Source organism: Streptomyces huiliensis (genome assembly GCF_020037025.1).
In the GTDB taxonomy this organism is placed as follows: Bacteria; Actinomycetota; Actinomycetes; order Streptomycetales; family Streptomycetaceae; genus Streptomyces; species Streptomyces huiliensis.
This window is the reverse complement of sequence record NZ_JAIQLH010000010.1, coordinates 20,172-38,980: the sequence shown is the minus strand read 5'-3', so window position 1 is coordinate 38,980 and position 18,809 is coordinate 20,172. Positions and strand designations below refer to the sequence as shown.

Sequence of the window (18,809 nt, the reverse complement as noted above, 5' to 3'; positions counted from 1 at the left end):
CCGCTTGGTGGTTACGGGGTGATGGTCACGGTGTACCACTCGTGGTCCAGGATGCGCTCGGACTGCACGGCACGCCCGTACTCGCCCCCCGCTTCCGTGTTCTGCTTCAGGGGTACGTGGCTGCGGACGCAGGTCTGCGCGGGGCCGAGGTACCGGAGCTTGTCGACCTCCCACTGGAAGGTGGCGGAGTTGTACCACGGGTGGATCTCCGCGCACAGGTTCCCGTTCGTGCCGCCCTGGCTCGAAGCGGCGAACGGGTACTCGTCACACGAGTCGGGCTCCGTCGTGACGAGGATGGGCTTGAAGGGGTTCGGTGGGGCGTCACAGCTCTGGTAGCGCTTCTGCTTCGTCGTCGGGGCGTCCTCGTCCTCCTCGTCACTGCCCCGCTGCAGCGGTGCCTCCTTCGTGCCGGTGTTGCCGCCCTTCAAGTTGTCCTGAGCCCACCGGTAGGTGATGGCCGCAGCCCCGTACTGCGCGATGGAAATCCTCACGTCGGCCATGTGTCCCATCACGATGCACCCCGACGCACTGCCCACGGCCTTGTCACAGCGCAGTTCCGGGCCGTACCAGGTGCTCAGGGGGATGACCCGCTTGTCCGCCTCGGTGGAGGTGAGGTCACCGCGGTAGATGGGCCTGACCACGCTCTGGCCGCCTTTGGCCACGGTGGTCTTGTAGACGACGAAGTCCTCCTTCGTCTCGCCGACACCGATGGGCACGTACTTGCCGCCCCACGCCTTGGCCTTGTACATCGTGCACTGCCCCGAACACGAGGGCCCGAACGCGAACAGTATGGTCCCCTTGCCCGCGGCCTGGGTGACCGTGGCGCTGATCGTCTCCTGCCAGGTCTGGGCCTTCGGGTCGATGGCGGCGGCGCGGGTGACGAAGTGGAGCGAGGCCGTCAAGACGATCTCGCCCTTCTCCGTCTTGAGCGTGTAGGGGGCGTTGGCCTCAAGGCAGTAGGAGTGGCGGGTGTCCTCCTCCTTGCAGGAAGGCGCGGCCACACGGGCCTTGGGTCCGGCCGTGAGCTGCGGCACGGCGTCGCGGGGCCCGTCCCCTGTGACGCAGTCGACCACGCCCACGCCCTCCTTGCCGACCTCGCCGGGCGCGGTCGGGACACAGCCCTTGCCCGCCACGGCGGCGCCCGCCTTCGTCGGTGCGGCGGCGGACGCCGTGGTGGTGGTGAGGGCGGAGGCGGTCAGAGCGAGTGTGGCTATCGCCATCAGGCAGTGTCTCGCGCGTTTCACGATGGTCCCTTCGGTGGTGGTCCGCAGGCCACACGGCCGTACGGGTCAGCGAGAGGGTAGGAACCATCGACCGGACTCGGGTTCGGATGTCGCAACCTTGTCCGGAATTCGCGACCGGTCCAGGCGGTGGGCGGGCCGCATCGCCGGAACAGGCCATTCCGGCCGGAAGCAGCACACTGGCCGATTACGGCATCCCCGTGTCGTCGCCGGTGGCCTATGTTCACTCGCGCTCAGCACCATCACACCGACGGCACCAACGGCCGGGGTTCCCGCCCGTGCGTGGCCCGGCCCATGGGGGGAAAGACAACGATGCGTCACACCAGACCCACCGGCTTCCTCGGCAAGGGGCTCGTAGCCCTCACCGCTACGACTGCCTCCGTGATAGCCACGATGAGCCTCGCCTCACCGGCCACGGCCGCCCCGACCGGGACCGCCGCCGCCTCGGCGGTCAAGCCCGGTGACACCTGCACCACGGCCGACCTCGGCAAACGCCACCCCTACATCAAGAGCGCCGAAGTCACCCCGACCATCACGCACTTCAAGGGCTGGTACGTCACCGACGGCTCGACCGGCTCCCAGACCGTCGACACCAGCACCCAGGAAACCATTACGGTCTCCGTCGGTGCGAACGGCAACATTCAGGGCAGTTTCCAGGTCGAAACCCTGGGCATGGTCGGCGGGACCGTCGGCCTGAACGTCCAGGTCAGCTACACCCACACCAGCAGCACCAACAAGTCGATCAGCTGGAACTTCCAGACCCCCGGCTACTACGGCCTCTACGAGGGAACCAAGAAGGTCACCGGCACCTACGGCAGCCTCAACTGCAACCGCACCGACCTGGGCGGCGGCACCTACGCCCTGAAGTGGACCGAGGGCCCCGACACCGGCAGCTACACCACTTACACCACCCTCGAAGAAGGCGCGGTGCGCTGCGAGGACAAGGTCCCCGCCAACAGCATCATGGCCAAGGCGCAGGTCCTCCTCGACTGCGGCTCGGCCGCCGCCACCGCGAAGCACCCGGCCGGACCGGTCCCCTCGGCGAAGGCCGACGCGGCCAAGGCCGCGTACGAAGCCGGGAAAGCCGCCAAGGCCGCGCAAGGCGTCAAGGCCGCCCAGGCCGCCAAGCCCGCCCCGCTCGCCGGACTGTCCTGCCAGTCCTCCGTCTACAAGATCGAGGTCCCCGGCAAGCCCCTGAACTGGAGCGCACCGGTCCTTGCCAACGACGGCATCCGCCTGCGCCAGTCCAACTGGACCAGCGCCCACCTCGACAACTGGCGGCTGTGCAACGTGACGGAGCGCAACGGGGTCCTCGAGGCGTCCCTGTGGAACTGGGGCAACGGCGGATGCGCGACCATCCCGGCGGACATCGCCAACCGGGAGCAGGCCTACCTGACGACGGCCACCTGTGTGGAGGACGACCTCCAGCGGTTCTACATCTACCGCGACGTACCCGGCAGTTCGAAGGTCGGTCTGCAGAACAAGTACACCGGCTCCATGCTGGGCCACGACCGGTACGCGGACGGGGAGCTCGTCCGCCAGTACTCCAGCGGCCGGCCGGACGGCACGGGCACGTACGCCCTGACCGCGGTCTGACGGCCCCCACCCCGGACGGGACGAAAGGGGCTCAGCGGACGTTGAGTTGGTCATGTCCATGGTGGACAGTAATGCCGGGGAACCCTATATTGATCAGCGCCGCCGCCACGTGATCTCGATTCAGCGAGACGTGCCGGCGATTTCACGAGCCGGGGGGTTTGTGGTCGTGCTGTGCCCGGCGTCGCGCCGTGGTCGCGCAATTCCCCCTGGCTGTCGCGCCCGTGGGTTCCTGGTGACCCCCGTCCATGCACGCAAGGGTATTCCATGTTCAAGATTGCTTCTCGTGTCGCAGCCGTTTCCGCCGCGACCGTCGTCCTCGGCCTGATCCCGCTCGCCGGCACCTCCTACGCGGCGGGCTGCTACGGGACCGCCTGCGACAACAAGGGCCCGAAGGGCACCGGTTGCGAGGACGACGCCGTCGGCCACGGCAAGGTGGACAACAACGGCCGCGTCGCCGAACTGCGCTGGTCCAACAAGTGCCGCGCCGCCTGGGTTCGTACGACGCAGCAGGCCAGCCCGTCCTGGTACAGCTCCTACGCCACGATCGAGAAGTACGACACGCACGGCCGGCTGGTCCGTTCGCTCAGCGTCGACACCCCGAACAAGTACGGCGACTCGGACTGGTCGAACATGCTCGGCGGCAACGACTACTCCTACCGTGCCTGCGTCGGGTTCAAAAAGGACAGCGGCGCCCCCTACGGCGTGCAGTGCACCAACAAGTGGGGTTAACCGACAGGTGGGGATGGTGTGCCCGATTTCCGCGTCGAAAACTCGAAAGACGGCTGACATCGGGCGCGTTCGCCGGGGTGTGTGTCGCACCCGAGTAAGTCAACTCCCCTCTTGCGCAAGGGATTTATTGCGGTCTTAGATGAGCGCGATCACTCGGCGGACGTGCCCTCGCGGCCCGTCCGCCGTCGCACCGACGCCAGGGGGAGGCGCGGATACGGTGCATCGCGCATCATCACTCCCTTCCGTCGCGTGCCAACTGCGACGAAAGACGGAAGACTTGAGACCCATCAGACCGGCCCGTGCCGGGATCGCGGGGCTTGCTGCCGCCGCCGTCCTGGCCGGGCTGATACAGACCAGCGCGGCGCTCGCCGCGCCGGACGCTCCACCGGCCGATACGAAGCCGACCGGCGCCCCGGCGGGTTCGGGGGCGGTCGCCGACCCCGACAAACACCTCGGTGACGACTGGAAGACCTCGAAGGACCAGGCCGTCACCGCCGCCGCGGACTCGGCCGGCCTGCGCGTCCTCGCCGCGGAGTCGAACCGGGCCTACGCGTGGCGGACGGCCGCCGTCCTCAGCGAGCCGGGAGTGCCGGCCGACACGTGGATCGGCAACCAGTGCGTCATGGACGACTCGCACGTCGCCGCGGTGTACGCCCCGCGGGCGTTCACCAACAAGCCCGAGCTGATGCAGGGCGGAGCGTTCACGGCGATCGTGAACACCACGACGGGCGCGGTGACGAAGCTGCCGTTCACGGCGACGCTCGCCTACTTCGACCCCACCTGTAACACCAGCACCCACACGGCCGCGTTCACCCAGTACCGCGACATGAACGACCTGTCACGGACGAAGACGCGCGTGATCACCGTGGACACGTCCGGCAAGACGGTCCTGAAGACCGGCGAGCTGCGCGGCCAGGTGTCGTCGGCCGCCCCGGTGAAGGACGGCGTCGTCGCCGGGCTCGGCAGCGACCTCGTCCGGATCGACGGCCGGGGGAAGACCAGCCGGCTCGCCCAGGGCGACAGCATCCCCTTCGACATCCGCCCGCTGGCCGACGGCAGGATCGGCTTCGTGGACCGCAAGGGCACGAAGACGGCGCAGGCGAAGGTGTACGACGGCCACGGCGCGCCGCGCACGGTGGCCACCGGCCCCCTCGGCGACCTCGACCTGGTGCAGGGCGCGCAGGGCCGGGCCTTCCTCACCGGCAGTCCCAAGGACGTCAAGGTGGAGGGGAGCGGGATCACCCGGATCGACGCGCCGGCCGACACCGACGTCTCCTCGCTCGGCCGCCTCGCCGTCGACCCCGTGCTCACCCCCGGCGTCCGCGCCGGACTGACCCGCATCAAGGGCGGCGGGAAGAGCTTCGACAAGGCGGACGAGCCCGAGGCGGGTGTGCGCTCCCGCTCCGGCAAGGCCCCCGGGGTGGCGGACACCGCCACCACGCTTACCGTCACCTCGACCGCCACGCCCACGGGCGACAAGGTCGAGCAGCGGGTGGCCTCGGCGCAGCCGCGCCTCAAGCAGGGCCTCTCGCCCGCGCTGACCGGCGGTAGCGAGCCGCGGACGCTGGGCCGTCCGTCCGGGGCGCTGAAGGCACCCGCCGACGGGCCCGTCTCGCACGATCCGACCGACACCGACCGCTGGTGCTCGGTCTCCCGCAACGACATGAGCGTCCAGGCGCTGCAGCCGACGCCGAACCAGGTCGAGTGGGCCGTGGACATGGCCATCCGCGGCGAGCTGCGCGGCAAGTGGATCCGCCAGGGCGGCTACCGTGACCAGGCCGGGCTCGGGACGATCGACCCGCAGGGGCTGTTCCCCCTCCCGTCGCTGAACGGCGGCGGCCGGATCCCGGCCAACGTCCTCCTCGGCATCCTGGCCCAGGAGTCCAACCTGTGGCAGGCCGAGTCCGGTTCGATCCCCGGCCAGATGGGCAACCCGCTGGCGGCCGTGGACGGTTACTACGGCCACAGCGCCAAGGACACCCTCCTCGGCTACTGGCGCATCAACTGGGACAAGTCCGACTGCGGCTACGGCGTGGGCCAGGTCACCGACGGCATGCGCCTCAAGGGGCACGAGAAGACGGACAAGACCACGGGCGAGAAGATCGAGACGAGCCTCGACCCGAAGCTGCAGAAGATCATCGCGATCGACTACGCCACCAACATCGCCGCGTCGATGAAGATCCTCGCCGACAAGTGGAACGAGGTCCACAAGGACGGCCAGAAGATCACCGTCAACAACGACGACCCGTCGCGCGTGGAGAACTGGTTCACCGCCGTCTGGAACTACAACCTGGGCTTCAACCCCAGGTCCGAGGCGGGCAAGAACGGTGGCCGCTGGGGCCTGGGCTGGTACAACAACCCGGCGAACCCCATGTACAAGGAGGGCGCCTGGGACCACCCCTTCATGGACGTCTCCCTCAACGCGAAGAACATCACCGACGCGGCGCACCCGCAGAACTGGCCGTACGAGGAGAAGGTGATGGGCTGGGCCGCCTGGTCCATCGACACCGGCTTCTCCTACGACACGGACGGCAAGCAGGGCTGGAAGGGCGAGTCCGGCTACTCCACCGCGGGCTTCCAGCCGGCCTGGTGGCTCAGCGTCCAGAACCGTTCCCGCGTCAGCCCGCCGCTGGACACCTTCTGCAACAAGAACAACGGCTGCAACGCCGGCAAGCCGGTCGACTGCCCGGACGAGGCGTGCTACCGACAGTTCTGGTGGACCCAGGAGAACGCCACCTGGAAGCCCGACTGCAAGGACTCCTGCGGCAACGAGAAGATCAAGTACGTCACCCTGCGCGACGAGCCCGGCCGCGGGTACCGGCTGAAAAACGGTACGCCGGTGTGCGGCGGGGTCCCGGGCGGCTCCGACGTCGTCGCCTCGATCCCGGCCGACACGGAGACGTGGTCGAGCTGCGGCAAGGCGTGGTCGTCGGGCAGTTTCCAGTTCACCTTCCATCCCGACTGGGACAAGCACTACGAGGCGAAGGCCGACCTGCACTCGATCGGCGGCGGCCACGGCGGCCACTTCTGGTACACCCACACCCGTGACGACGACCACCTCGGCGGCGACGGCAACCGGATGACGATCGAGGGCGAGTGGACGGCGGGCAAGTCGTACGACCTCGCCGCCGTCTACGCGTACATCCCCGACACGGGGGCCCAGACCAAGCGGGCCACGTACGTCATCAGCGGTGCCGTCGGCGGCCCGTACGAGCGGGTCGTGGACCAGAACGCGAACAACGGCAAGTGGGTGCCGCTGGGCGCCTACAAGTTCACCTCCACGCCCAAGGTGAAGCTGACGAACTACGCCAAGGGCGGCACCGCCGACGAGGACGTCGCCTGGAACTCCGTGGCCTTCAAGCCGATCAAGGGCAAGTTCGTCCAGCGCTCCCTGACCGCCGCCGCGGTCTTCGACCCGAACCAGGAGCTGAACTCCAACCACCTGACGTCGGACCTGCCGACGCCGGTGCGGTCGATGAAGTCGCTCTACGAGTGGGGCCTGGGACTCGCCGAGCGGGGCCCGCTGTGGAACAACAACGGCAACGGCGTCGAGGCGTTCGGCCTCACGTACGAGGCACGGTGCAAGGACGCCAAGGCCGTGGGCGAGTGCACGGGCCAGAAGACGTACGACGAGGCCGAGAAGTGGGCGAAGGACATCAAGGCGGGCGGCTGGAAGCCGAACGCCGACGGTTCCGTCCCCGGGATGTCGATCCCGATCTGGATGGCCATGGCCAACCCCCAGCGCCCCGACGCGTCGAAGCCCGCTTCCGAGATGTTCAAGGACCCGAACAGCTACAAGATCAAGTCTGACGTCAGCGTGACCTTCGTGGTCGGCGAGGACGGGAAGATCGTCGAAGGCAGCGTGGGGTCGGACTACCGGAACCGCGTCGGCAACGCCCACCTGCCCTACTTCGTCACGAAGATCATGAAGGCGATCGAGGCCGACTACGGCATCCCCGCGCCGGACATCGACTACAACACCCAGGACGCGCTGGAGTACGGCAACGTCAAGTACTCGCGTCCTTACGAGGACGGGGACACCCCCGGGCAGGCCTACTTCCCGCACTTCCGCGCCGCGCGCCTCGACGACGCCAAGCAGTGCGTGGACTTCCGCGCGGTCGGCGGCGGTGTGCACGGCTACCGCGCGATGATCGGCCACAAGTCGATCAACGAGAACGTCAAGAAGTGGGTCGACCAGGTCAACTCCGACACCGAGACCAACCACGCGGTGCGGCGGTTCGCCGGGGACATCTACTCGATGTTCTTCAAGAACAGCGGCTCGTGGAACAACAACATGTGGGGCTCCACGATCGGCAACGCGCCGCCGATCTGGCAGGACGTCGCGGCCGCCTTCTGCGCCGACGGGTCCGTCAAGCCGACGCACTACCTGAAGAACGACGACGCGAACCCGTCCAACGGCATCGTCTACCAGTCCTACATGCCCGACCTCTACCTGTACGTCGACGACCGCATGACGGACAACCTCGGCCGACCGTCCAACCAGCGGATCAACATCGGCGACTGGAAGAACTTCTCCAACTTCCCCGCCGACGCGCCCAACGGCAACGCCTACGCCTGGTGCGGCGTGGGGTCGCGGGGCAGCGGAGGCAACCCGTGGGGCGTCGACGCCCCGGTCCCGATCTTCGGTGACGGACCCGGGAACCGGCCTGACAAGGTCGTCCACTGCGACGAGCCGGAACAGCAGTTCAAGGTGAACCTCACCCAGTGACCGCGAGCGGCACGGTGATGTGACGTCACGGTGAGGGGAGGGAGCCGGGCCTCAGGGGCCGGCCTCCCTCCCCTCTCGTGATTCTGTTCGAAGGTTGTGTCGCGGGCGACCGGGCCCTGCCCGCCGCCCCACCGCCGTCCGGCACCCCGCCGCCATCCGGCGGAGCGGTGCCCCGCCACCACCCGGGTGGCGTGCCTCACCCCGGGGTCTGCCACGCGAGTGATCGGGAAAGCGTCTACGGTGCGTGATCTTCCCGAACCCCTGACGACCCTGGTCCGACGCGGCAGAGAACCCGCGGTCGCGCAGACGGTGCGGTCCACGGCCGCCGCCGTCATCGCCTACGCGGTGGCGCTGACGCTCAGCAGCGAACCGGCGCCGCTCACCGCGCCGCTGACCGCCCTGCTCGTCGTCCAGGTGACCCTGTACTCCACCCTGACCACCGGCATCCGCCGGGTGAACTCGGTCGTCGCCGGCGTCCTGATCGCCATCGGCTTCAGCGTCCTGGTCGGCCTCACCTGGTGGAGCCTGGGACTGATCATCCTGGCGTCGCTGGTCATCGGGCGCTTCGTCCACGTGGGGGAGTTTGTCCCCGAAGTGGCGATCAGCGCCATGCTCGTCCTCGGCGTCACCCGGGTGGCCGAGACCGCCTGGGACCGGGTCCTGGAGACCGTCATCGGAGCCGTCGTCGGGCTCCTCTTCAACGTGCTGCTCGTACCGCCCGTCTGGGTGGAGCCGGCCGGGGACGCCATCCAGGACCTGGCCCGCCGGATAAGCGGACTCCTCCGCCACCTCGGCTCCGAGGTCGGCCGCCCCACCCCCGTCTCCGAGGCCGCCGCCCGGCTGCACGAGGCCCGCCGCCTCGACCACGACGTCGCCCAGGTGGACGTCTCCCTCCGGCAGGCCGAGGACAGCCTCCGGCTCAACCCCCGGGTCAAGGAGGGTCTGCTCTCCCGGATCGTGCTGCGCACCGGGCTCGACGCGCTGGAGATCTCGGCCGTCGTCGTCCGGGTGATGTGCCGCTCCCTGACCGACCTGGCACGCGAGCGTACCGACGAACCCCTCTTCCCGGAGGACGTCGCCGCCGCGCTCACCGATGTGCTGCACCACCTCGCCCGGGCCCTGGAGAGCTTCGCCGTGCTGATCACCAGCCAGGTGAGCGCCAACGCCGAGGAGGCCGAGTCCCGGCTCGTCGAGGACCTCGCCGTCGGCCGGGAGAGCCGCGACCGGGCCGCCCACCTGCTGCTCGACAAGGTCCGCGAGCACCCACGGCAGTGGCAGCTGCACGGGTCGCTGCTCGCCGAGATCGACCGCATCCTCGACGAACTCGACGTGGAGAAGCGCACCGAGCGGCTGACGGAGGAACTCGACCGGCACTCCCGGGCGTTCCGGGAGCGCTGGCCGCTCTTCCACCGGCTCAAGCGGCGGGTGATCCGCAGCCGCTTCGGCAGCCGCAGCACCCGCGCCTGACGGCCGTCCGGGGCGCCGCGCGTCGCGGCGCCCCGGGGCCCTCGTCAGCCGGCGGTCACCGGCGTCCGGTCGTGGTGACGGTCGTGGGTACGGTCGTGGTGGCGGGAGATGTTCTTCTCCAGGAGCGCCAGGCAGTCGGCCACCCCCACGGACGCCGGCGTGAACTCGGGCAGCCGCCCGTCGTCCCGCTTCAGCCCGCTCAGCGCCTCGTCCATCGCGGTCTGCGCCGCGAACAGGCACGGGGTGCTGTAGATGGCGACGTCCACGCCCAGCTCCGACAGCTCCGGCAGCGACAGCCGGGGCGACTTGCCGCCCGCGATCTGGTTGAACAGCAGCGGTTTGTCGCCGATGACGTCGCGCACCTGGCGGATCCGGTCGACGCTGCGCACCCCGTCGACGAGGATCACGTCGCAGTCCGTCGCCGCCAACGCCTTGGCGCGGCGCAGGATCTCGGGCTCGTCCGTGGCGTCGGTGCGAGCCACGACCACCATGTCGCGGCGTGCGTGGAGCACCATGTCGAGCTTCTCCAGGTACTCCTCCAGCGGCAGGATCAGCTTGCCGTCCACGTGCCCGCAGCGCCGCGGCCGCTTCTGGTCCTCCAGGATCACGCCGGACGCGCCGACCTGCTCCAGCGACCGCACCACGTGGCAGGCCGTCTCGGGATCCACGTAGCCGTCGTCGATGTCGACGAGCAGGTGCTGCGCCGGGAACGCCTGGCGCAGCCGCTGGACGAAGCCGACGAGGTCGGGCCAGGCGATGAACCCGATGTCGGGCAGGCCGTAGTGGGAGGCGGCGAAGCCGAAGCCGGAGACGAACATGCCGTCGTAGTGCCGGGCCGCCACGGAGGCGGAGAACATGTCGAACACGCCGATGAGCGGGGTCGTACCGGCGTCCGCTATCGCGGCGCGTAGCCGATTCGGGTGGTTCACGGTACCCTCCGGGTGAGTTGGGCGACGCGCCGGCCGACCGCTGCCGCCAAGCTCGTGACCGGCCGCGCGCGTCGCTGACCAGAACCCGGGTGTCCGCCGTGGAGAGACGGCGTACCCCGGGTTCTCCATGCACGACGGGAGTCGGGACCCCCTCGGGCGGTAGCAGCCGGAGTGGCGTCCCTCACTTCCGGTCCGGAGGCTAGTTCAAAACTTGGTCATGGAGCAATCAGTGAAAGGTAAAGTCCCGGGCGACGCAACGCTTTTGCGCCGAAAGGCGCCCGCATCGCCCGGGACGGGTTTCGTGCCTGGTCCGTGAGATGCGTCCGCCCGGTCGGCGAGCCGTGTCAGCCGCGGACCGGCACCTTGTGGGCCAGCGCGGTGACGTGCAGCTCGCCCTTGTCCACGAGGTCGCCGAGCGGAACCGCCTGGTGGGTCCGCGCTGCGGGCGGCGTCACCAGCAGGTACGTGCTCTTGCGGGCGTCCGTGCCGGAGTGCGTCCAGGCGACGTTGGCCTGTGCGGCCTGGCCGGGCTTGAGGTATATGAGCTTGTTGCCCGGGTCGTCCGCGTACCAGGTGCTGCCCCACACCGCGCGCGAGGACAGCGCCTTGCGCGCGGAGTCCGCGAGGCCCAGGCCCGGGTAGCCGCGCAGCGCGCACGTCCGCTTGCCGGTGTTCTTGAACTCCAGCGTGCCGCCGGCGTGGTTCATCCCGCCGCCCAGCCGCTCGGCGAACGAGATCCGCAGGTCGGAGGTGCCGCACGTCGGCGTGGCCGACGCGGCCCCCGTCCCGTCCTGGGTGGCGCCCGCCGTCCCTGAGGCGGCGGCGAGCGCGATCCCCGCGGCGGCGGCGACGCTCACGAGGCGTGTGGCGGTGAGGCGTGTCACGAGCAGTTCCTTTCCTTGAGTTTTCCCCTGAGTTTCACGTGCCGTCATGCTCGCTGCGCCTACCCGTCGCGCGCGCCCCCGAACGCGCCGGGGCGTAGGGAACGCGCCACCCGGCGGCCGGAATTCCCTTTTCTCTCCCTGGGTTCCCGCATGGTTCGCCTCTGGTTCCCCGCCCGGAAAATCCCCGGTAACGCCCGGTCGGACGCCGGGTGGGCAGGGGCGTTCCGATTCTCATGGCCCTTCCGGGGGCGGTCAATCGGCGAAACGGAGGGCGCGCGGGGGCCTTCGGCCCTGCCGGACATCGGCCCGAAACCGCCGTCCGCCCTCTTGCGCGCCCCGGCGGGCGCGTTAGGCTGCCCCGCCACACGCGGTTCGGGCCGGACGGGTATCGGGGGACTCCGGATGTCTTTGCGACTGTCTACGCGACTGTTGTCTACGCGACTGTCCTTGCGACGGACGGCGCGACGGGTGGCGCGCCGCCGAACGGCCGCTCCGGCGTGCGCGCTGGCATGCGCCGCGCTCCTGGCGGCCGCGGCCGCCCCCGCCCCCGAGGCCCTCGCCGACCCCGTCGCCGCCACCGGCCCGGCCCCCGTCCGGGCGGACGCCGAGCGGCTGGCCGGACGGCTCGCGTCGGAGGTCACCACCGCCGGGGCCTGGCGCCACCTGGAGGCGTTCCAGCGCGCGGCCGACGAGCACGGCGGCGTCCGCGCCGTCGGCACCGAGGGGTACGACGCGTCGGCCCACTACGTCACCCGGCGGCTCACCGAGGCCGGCTACCGGGTCCGCGTCCAGCGCTTCTCCTTCCCCGACAGCCTGCCCGTCGCCCAGACGGCCCGGGTCACCGCGCCCGACCCGCGCGACCTGCACCCGCTGCTCGCCCGGTTCTCGCCCGCCACCCCGGACGGCGGATGGCGCGGGCGCCTGGCCGTCCTGCCGGGGAACGCGTACGGCTGCGGCGCCGCCGACTACGCCGGGGACGTCCGCGGGCACGCCGTCCTCGCCCGGTACGGCGGCTGCGACCTGGCCCGCAAGAGCGAGCTCGCCGCCGCGGCCGGCGCCGCCGCCCTGCTGGTCAACGTCGACCAGCAGCCGGCGGAGATGAACATCCGCTCCACCGTCCGCCCGCCCGCCGTCGCCCGCGTCCCCACCGCCAACCTGCCGCGCGGCGAGGCCGAACGGCTCGCCGCCGACGCCGCCCGCGGACCCGTCGAGCTCTTCCTCGACCTGCGCGGGCGGGCCGTCACCACCGAGTCGTACAACCTGCTCGCCGACACCCCCACCGGCCGCGCCGACCGCACGGTCGTCCTCGGCTCGCACCTGGACAGCGCCACCGAGGGCCCCGGGCTCAACGACAACGGCAGCAGCGCCGCCATGGTCCTGGAGACCGCCCTCCGCCTGGCCCCGCACCGGGACCAGGTGCGCAACCGGGTGCGCTTCGCCTTCTGGGGCGCGGAGGAGGAGGGAATGATCGGCTCGGGGCACTACGTGGCCCAACTGAGCGCCCAGGAACGCCGGGAGACCGCCCTCGTCCTCAACTTCGAGACCATCGCCTCGCCCAACTACGCCCGCATGGTCTACCACGGCACCGGCGCCGTACCGCCCGGCACCGACACCGTCGAGAAGGTCTTCACCGACCGCTTCGCCCGGCGCGGACTGCCCACCGTCCCGCTGGAGTTCGACGGCCGGTCCGACTTCGCGCCGTTCATGGCCGCCGGCATCCCCGCCGGCGGTGGCTCCGCCGGCTACAACCACCTCAAGACGCCCGAGTGGCAGCGGCTGTTCGGCGGTACCGCCGGCCAACTCACCGACCCCTGCTACCACCAGACCTGCGACGACCTCTCCCACCTCGACCGGACCATCCTCGGCCAGTTCGGCGACGCGATGGCCTGGGCGACGGCCCGCTTCGCCGTCGACGTCTCCGACGTCGGAGCCGTTCGCGCCCGGTGAGCCCCACGCCTCCGGCGCTTACCATGACGGGACCGCCCAGCGTGAGGAGCAGGCCATGAGCACCGCCTTCCCCCTGTCCCGGACCGACAGTCCCGTCCCCGCCGCCGAGCGCGCCGCGCGGCTCGCGGCGCCGGGTTTCGGCCGGTACTTCACGGACCACATGGCCACCGCCACGTGGACGCGGGACGGCGGCTGGCACGACCGCGGCATCGGCCCGCTCGCCCCGTTCTCCCTGCACCCCAGCACCGCCGTCCTGCACTACGCGCAGGAGATCTTCGAGGGGCTGAAGGCCTACCGGCACGCCGACGGCAGCGTCTGGCTGTTCCGCCCGGAGGCCAACGCCCGCCGCTTCGCCCGCTCCGCGCGCCGGCTGGCCCTGCCCGAACTGCCCGAGGAGGACTTCCTCGCGAGCGTCGCGGAACTGGTCCGGGCCGACGAGCCGTGGGTCCCGGTGCCCACCGGCGAGGAGAGTCTCTACCTGCGCCCCTTCATGTTCGCCTCCGAGGCGTTCCTCGGCGTCCGGCCCGCCGCGGAGGCGCGCTACGCGGTGATCGCCAGCCCGGCGGGCCCGTACTTCCCCTCCGGCGTCACCGGCGTCACCCTCTGGATCAGCGGCCGCTACACCCGCTCCGCCCCGGGCGGCACCGGCGCCGCCAAGTGCGGCGGCAACTACGCCGCGAGCCTGGCCGCCCAGATCGAGGCCCAGGACAACGGCTGCGACCAGGTGCTGTTCCTCGACAGCGCGGGCCACGGCACCCTGGAGGAGTCCGGCACCATGAACCTCTGCCTGATCACCGCCGACGACGAACTCGTCACCCCCTCCCTCGGCACCATCCTGGAAGGCGTCACTCGCGACACCGTCCTCACCCTCGCCCCCGACCTCGGCCTCACCCCCGTCGAACGGACCGTCACCCTCGACGAACTCCGCACCTCCATCGCCGACGGCCGCGTCACCGAGGTCTTCGCCGCCGGCACGGCCGCCGTCATCACCCCCATCGTCGGCTTCAAGAGCGACACCCACACCTTCACCGTCGCCGACGGCACCCCCGGCAAGAAGACCCTCGCCCTTCGCGAACACGTCCTGGACATCCAGTTCGGCCGCACGGAGGACAAGCACGACTGGCTGCGGCGGGTGGTCTGACGGCCCTTTGACGGCCGGGGGCCGGGCGGGCGGCATCCGCCACGGCGGCGGGCCCGGCCCGGCCCCCGGAGCGCCCGGTCAGCGTCGAGGGCTGCCGAGCGCGTCGCTCCGGTGCGCCCACAAGGTGGCCTGCGGGTCCACGTAGGGAGCCGCCCCGGCCGCCCGGTCCTGATCATGCCCGCACCGGAGGGAGACCGTCGTGGAGCCCGTGCTGGAGAAGGCGCCGTGGATGCCGACCGTGGCCACGTACACCCCCGTGCCGGCACTCCCGCTGGTGGGGCTGCCGACCATGGTGCTCGCCGCGCCGACGGCGCTCTCGCCCGCGTACAGCGCACACCGGGTGTAGTCGCTGGGCCCCCAGCCCACCAGCGTCGCGTTGCCCGACAGCACCCAGGAACCGGCGGGCACCGACTCCGACACCACCGTCGTGGGCACTCCGCCCTTGGTGCTGAGCTGCACCGCGGACGAGTTCTGTCTCACCACGTCCTGCCCGGTCGCGAGCCTCGGCTCGGCCACGGGCGCCGTGGACGTACCGGCCGACGCCGACGCTGCCGTCAGAACGCCGCCTGCCACCACAACACCGGCGCCCAGCAGCGCCATCGACCGGGACGACTTCGTCATCATCTGGCTTCCTCCCTCGGGTGGTGCCGGTGAAAACCCCCGCCCGATAGAGGATGGTGCTCCCGAAGCCCGTGGGACAGAGCGAGTTCGGCCGACTGCACGGCCGGAACCACCCGCCGCCCTCCCCGCCCGCCCGCACGCGCCGTACCACCCGTCAGACCGCGCCCCCCACCCGCGACAAGGGCAGCCGGCCCACCGCCCGCGCCTCCCGTTCGGCCGGGATGTCACGGTACGGGTGACGCGGGGCCGGGGAGCGCTGGAGGCCGCGACGGTGGTCACGGTGCGGTGAGGTCAGTTTCCGCGGAAGGTCTGTACTCCCTTGCGGCAGCCGCGGGTCCAGGCGTCCGGGTAGGCGGTGCGGGACTCGCGGGCGCGTTTCTCGCAGCCGCCCCAGACGACCTCGCGGACGGCCGCGCCCTTGCCGCGGGCCTCCAGGACGTCCTGGCCGGTGTCGAAGCCGTCGTCGTAGGCGGATTCGGAGGTCTCGGCGTCCTCGGCGTCCTCTTCTTCCTCGTCGTCGCCCGGGTCCGCCGCCTCGTCGTCCTCCTCGTCGGCCTCTTCGGCGTCGGGGAGGTCGTCGTCGGCGCCTTCGTCGTCCTCTTCCTCCGCCTCGTCGTACGCGTCGTCGTCGGCGACGTCATCGGCGGCATCGCCGGGTGTCGCGTCGCTCGCCGTGCCCGGCCGCCGGAGGTCGTCGCGGGGGCCGTGGTCGGTGCCGCAGGACGTCAGGAGGAGGGAGGAGGCGGCCACCGACACGAGGAGGACGGGGAGTGCCCGGCGGGGGCGCCGGGCGGGAGAAGGTTGTGCCATAGGACCGTACGGTACGGGGTCCGGGGCGGCCGCCGCTCAGCCGGCCGGTTTCAGGACGAGCCGTACCTCCAGCTCGTGCTCGCCCGGCACGGTGCCGTGCTCCTCCACGCCGAACGCCCCGGCCAGTTCGTCCTGGACCTGGCGCACGGGCTGCGCGGCGCCGAACAGGTCCACGGTCACGGGGGCGTCGAGCGGGACGGGGCCTGGGTCGGTGCGTGGCCGGCGGGCCCGGGTGTCGACCACCGTGCACCAGACGACCGGTTTGCCCGGTGCCGTCCCGCGCCCCTCGCTCCGCTCGGCGACGAGGGTGCCGGGGGCGGTGGGGAACGCCGCGTCCAGGGCGGCGATGACCGCGTCGGCGGTCTCGCGGCCGCAGTCGGTCAGATGGACGCTGACGTGATCCGCGCTTTCCGGGATGGTCACCGGGGGGCTCCTTTGCGTCGTGCCGTCGTCGGCCGCTGCCGCCGCGCCGGCCCTCGGCCCGACCGTACGGGACGGCCGGCCGGGCGGCACTCGGGGCGGGTCCGTCCGGGGCGGGGCGGGACGGCCGCAGTGCCCGGCCGCGTACCCCTTGAGCAGGGGCGCATGCCCCGAGTGGCCCAGTGGGACCCCGTTCGGCTCTGCCGGGTCGGGCCCTGATCCACGATCCTGGACGAATGGGATGACCAGCATGACCAGCGCATCCAGGACGACCGGGACGGTGCCGCCGCGCCGCTCCATGAGGCCGCGCCGCTCCACGAGGGAGAGCAGTCCGTGATCACACGCATCCGCCTGCCGCACCGGCACCTGGCGCCGCCCGGGCGCCCCGGGCCCCCGCCCGAGCCGCCCCGGCGTCCCCCGCCGCAGCCCCGCCCCGGCTGGGGCCGCTGGGTGCTGGTCTTCGTCCTGGTGATGTTCGTGATCGTCATCCTGTTCGCCCGCGGCCTGCCCGGCGGGGAGAGCCACGAGAAGTCCTACAGCGACTTCGTCGCCACGGTGGACGCGGGGCAGGTGCGCAGCGTCGACATCGGGGACAAGGGAACCGTGACCGGCCGGCTCAAGGACGGCACCGAGTTCACCACGCAGCTGCCGACCGCCCTCGGCCACGGGCAGCTCGAACAGCGGCTCCAGGCACACCACGTGGAGATCACCGCCTCCCGCAGCGGCCAGAGCAGCCCGTGGCTCTCCGTCCTGCTGGCCTTCCTGCCCCTGCTGTTCCTCGGCGCCTTCTTCCTCTGGGGCGCCCGCCGCGCCGCCGGCTCGCTGTCCGGCGGCATCAGCGCCATCGGCCGCTCCCGCGCGAAGATCATCGAGGCCGAGCGGCCCACCACCGGCTTCGCCGACGTCGCCGGCTACGACGGGGTCAAACAGGAGATCGGCGAGGTCGTCGACTTCCTGCGCAGCCCCGAGCGGTACGCCAGGGCCGGCGCCACGGGACCGCGCGGCGTGATCATGGTCGGGCCGCCCGGCACCGGGAAGACCCTCCTCGCCCGCGCCGTCGCCGGCGAGGCGGACGTGCCGTTCCTCTCCGTGACCGGCTCCGCGTTCGTCGAGATGTTCGTGGGCGTCGGCGCCTCCCGGGTCCGCGACCTCTTCGACGAGGCCCGCAAACGGGCGCCGTCCATCATCTTCATCGACGAGATCGACGCCGTCGGCGGCCGGCGCGGCGGCGGCACCCGGCTCGGCGGCAACGACGAGCGCGAGCAGACCCTCAACCAGCTCCTCGCCGAGATGGACGGCTTCGACCAGAGCAGCGGCATCGTCGTCCTCGCCGCCACCAACCGGCCCGACGCCCTCGACCCGGCCCTGCTGCGCCCCGGCCGCTTCGACCGGCAGGTCACCGTGCCGCTGCCCAACCAGGCGGAACGGGCGGCCATCCTCGCCGTCCACGCCCGCGGCAAGACCCTCGACCCGGACGTCGACCTCGGCACCGTCGCCCGCGCCACCCCCGGCTTCTCCGGCGCCGACCTTGCCAACCTCGTCAACGAGGCCGCCATCAACGCCGTCCGCGCCGACCGCGCCGTCCTCACCGCGCGGGACCTCGACACCGCCCGCGACCGGGTGCTCCTCGGCCGCCGCGAGACCTCCAACGCCCTGCTCCCGGAGGAACGCCGCTCGGTGGCCGTCCACGAGTCGGGTCACGCCCTGGTCGCGGCCCTCTGCGAACACGCCGACCCCGTCGCCAAGGTCACCATCCTGCCCGCCGGGGTCTCCCTCGGCGTCACCGAGCAACTGCCCGAGGCGGAACGGCACCTGTACAGCGAGGGCTACCTCACCGACCTGCTCGCCGTCCGGCTGGGCGGCCGCGCCGCGGAGCTGGTCGTCTTCGACGAGGGCTCGACCGGCGCGGCCAACGACCTGGCGGGCGCCACCCTGATCGCCACCCGCATGGTGCGGGAGTTCGGCCTGTCCCGCGTGCTGGGGCCCGTCGGATACGCGGCGCCGGGACAGCAGCTCCTCGGCGAGACGGCCGAGGAGCTGCAGCGGCGGCCCTACTCGGAGCAGACCCAGCGGATCGTCGACCAGGAAGTGGCCCGGCTGCTGGGGCAGGCCGAGGAACGCGCGCTGGGCCTGCTCCGCGAACACCGTGCCGCCCTCGACCTGCTGGCGGACCTGCTGGTCGCCAAGGAGACGGTGGACGGCGCGGTGGTTCTCGACGTGCTGCGGCGGGAGCGCGGGTGACGGGATACAGAGTCGAGGGCTCCGGCGGGTCAGGAGGCCCGGAACCCGCCGCTC

13 protein-coding genes are annotated in these 18,809 nt (G+C 71.4%); 7 read left to right on the top strand and 6 right to left on the bottom strand.

The annotated features are described in order from the left end of the window. Positions 1-11 precede the first annotated feature (11 nt). Complete coding sequence (locus JNW98_RS02935; RefSeq protein WP_223766456.1) at positions 12-1,220, bottom strand: NucA/NucB deoxyribonuclease domain-containing protein; 1,209 nt, start codon at positions 1,218-1,220, stop codon at positions 12-14. A 333-nt stretch (positions 1,221-1,553) separates the two neighbouring features. Here JNW98_RS02935 and JNW98_RS02930 point away from each other — a divergent pair, with 333 nt between their 5' ends. From JNW98_RS02930 to JNW98_RS02915, 4 genes are all read left to right on the top strand, one after another. After that, complete coding sequence (locus tag JNW98_RS02930) at positions 1,554-2,837, top strand: hypothetical protein (RefSeq protein ID WP_223766455.1); 1,284 nt, start codon at positions 1,554-1,556, stop codon at positions 2,835-2,837. Positions 2,838-3,101: 264 nt separating this feature from the next. Further along, positions 3,102-3,566 carry a DUF2690 domain-containing protein gene (locus tag JNW98_RS02925; protein ID WP_223766454.1) on the top strand — a complete coding sequence of 155 codons (465 nt, stop codon included), beginning with the start codon at positions 3,102-3,104 and terminating at the stop codon, positions 3,564-3,566. A 277-nt stretch (positions 3,567-3,843) separates the two neighbouring features. Continuing rightward, entirely contained in the window at positions 3,844-8,295 is a 4,452-nt protein-coding gene (locus JNW98_RS02920) for a hypothetical protein (RefSeq protein WP_223766453.1), read from the top strand. A 240-nt stretch (positions 8,296-8,535) separates the two neighbouring features. Further along, positions 8,536-9,762, top strand: a complete 1,227-nt coding sequence (locus tag JNW98_RS02915) for an aromatic acid exporter family protein (RefSeq protein WP_223766452.1) — start codon at positions 8,536-8,538, stop codon at positions 9,760-9,762. A 44-nt stretch (positions 9,763-9,806) separates the two neighbouring features. Here JNW98_RS02915 and JNW98_RS02910 read toward each other — a convergent pair whose 3' ends face one another. Further along, positions 9,807-10,691, bottom strand: a complete 885-nt coding sequence (locus JNW98_RS02910) for an isocitrate lyase/PEP mutase family protein (protein WP_223766451.1) — start codon at positions 10,689-10,691, stop codon at positions 9,807-9,809. Between the two features lie 344 nt (positions 10,692-11,035). Beyond that, positions 11,036-11,575: a DUF4232 domain-containing protein gene (locus tag JNW98_RS02905; RefSeq protein WP_223766450.1), complete on the bottom strand. Its 540-nt coding sequence runs from the start codon at positions 11,573-11,575 to the stop codon at positions 11,036-11,038. A gap of 468 nt (positions 11,576-12,043) precedes the next feature. Here JNW98_RS02905 and JNW98_RS02900 point away from each other — a divergent pair, with 468 nt between their 5' ends. Continuing rightward, entirely contained in the window at positions 12,044-13,522 is a 1,479-nt protein-coding gene (locus JNW98_RS02900) for a M28 family peptidase (protein WP_223766449.1), read from the top strand. Between the two features lie 55 nt (positions 13,523-13,577). After that, positions 13,578-14,663, top strand: a complete 1,086-nt coding sequence (locus tag JNW98_RS02895; protein ID WP_223766448.1) for a branched-chain amino acid aminotransferase — start codon at positions 13,578-13,580, stop codon at positions 14,661-14,663. 78 nt (positions 14,664-14,741) lie between these two features. Here the strand turns inward: JNW98_RS02895 and JNW98_RS02890 are convergent, their stop codons facing one another. The 3 genes from JNW98_RS02890 to JNW98_RS02880 all read right to left on the bottom strand — a co-directional run bounded on the left by JNW98_RS02890 (position 14,742) and on the right by JNW98_RS02880 (position 16,517). After that, positions 14,742-15,287 (bottom strand): hypothetical protein, encoded by a 546-nt coding sequence (locus JNW98_RS02890; RefSeq protein ID WP_223766447.1) that lies wholly within the window; start codon positions 15,285-15,287, stop codon positions 14,742-14,744. A gap of 288 nt (positions 15,288-15,575) precedes the next feature. After that, positions 15,576-16,094, bottom strand: coding sequence for a hypothetical protein (locus tag JNW98_RS02885; RefSeq protein ID WP_223766446.1), 519 nt, complete (start codon positions 16,092-16,094; stop codon positions 15,576-15,578). Positions 16,095-16,130: 36 nt separating this feature from the next. Continuing rightward, a complete protein-coding gene (locus JNW98_RS02880) occupies positions 16,131-16,517 on the bottom strand; it encodes a hypothetical protein (RefSeq protein ID WP_223766445.1) in 387 nt (128 codons plus the stop codon). A gap of 330 nt (positions 16,518-16,847) precedes the next feature. Here JNW98_RS02880 and ftsH point away from each other — a divergent pair, with 330 nt between their 5' ends. Continuing rightward, positions 16,848-18,755 carry an ATP-dependent zinc metalloprotease FtsH gene (gene ftsH / locus JNW98_RS02875; RefSeq protein WP_223766444.1) on the top strand — a complete coding sequence of 636 codons (1,908 nt, stop codon included), beginning with the start codon at positions 16,848-16,850 and terminating at the stop codon, positions 18,753-18,755. Positions 18,756-18,809: the final 54 nt, after the last annotated feature.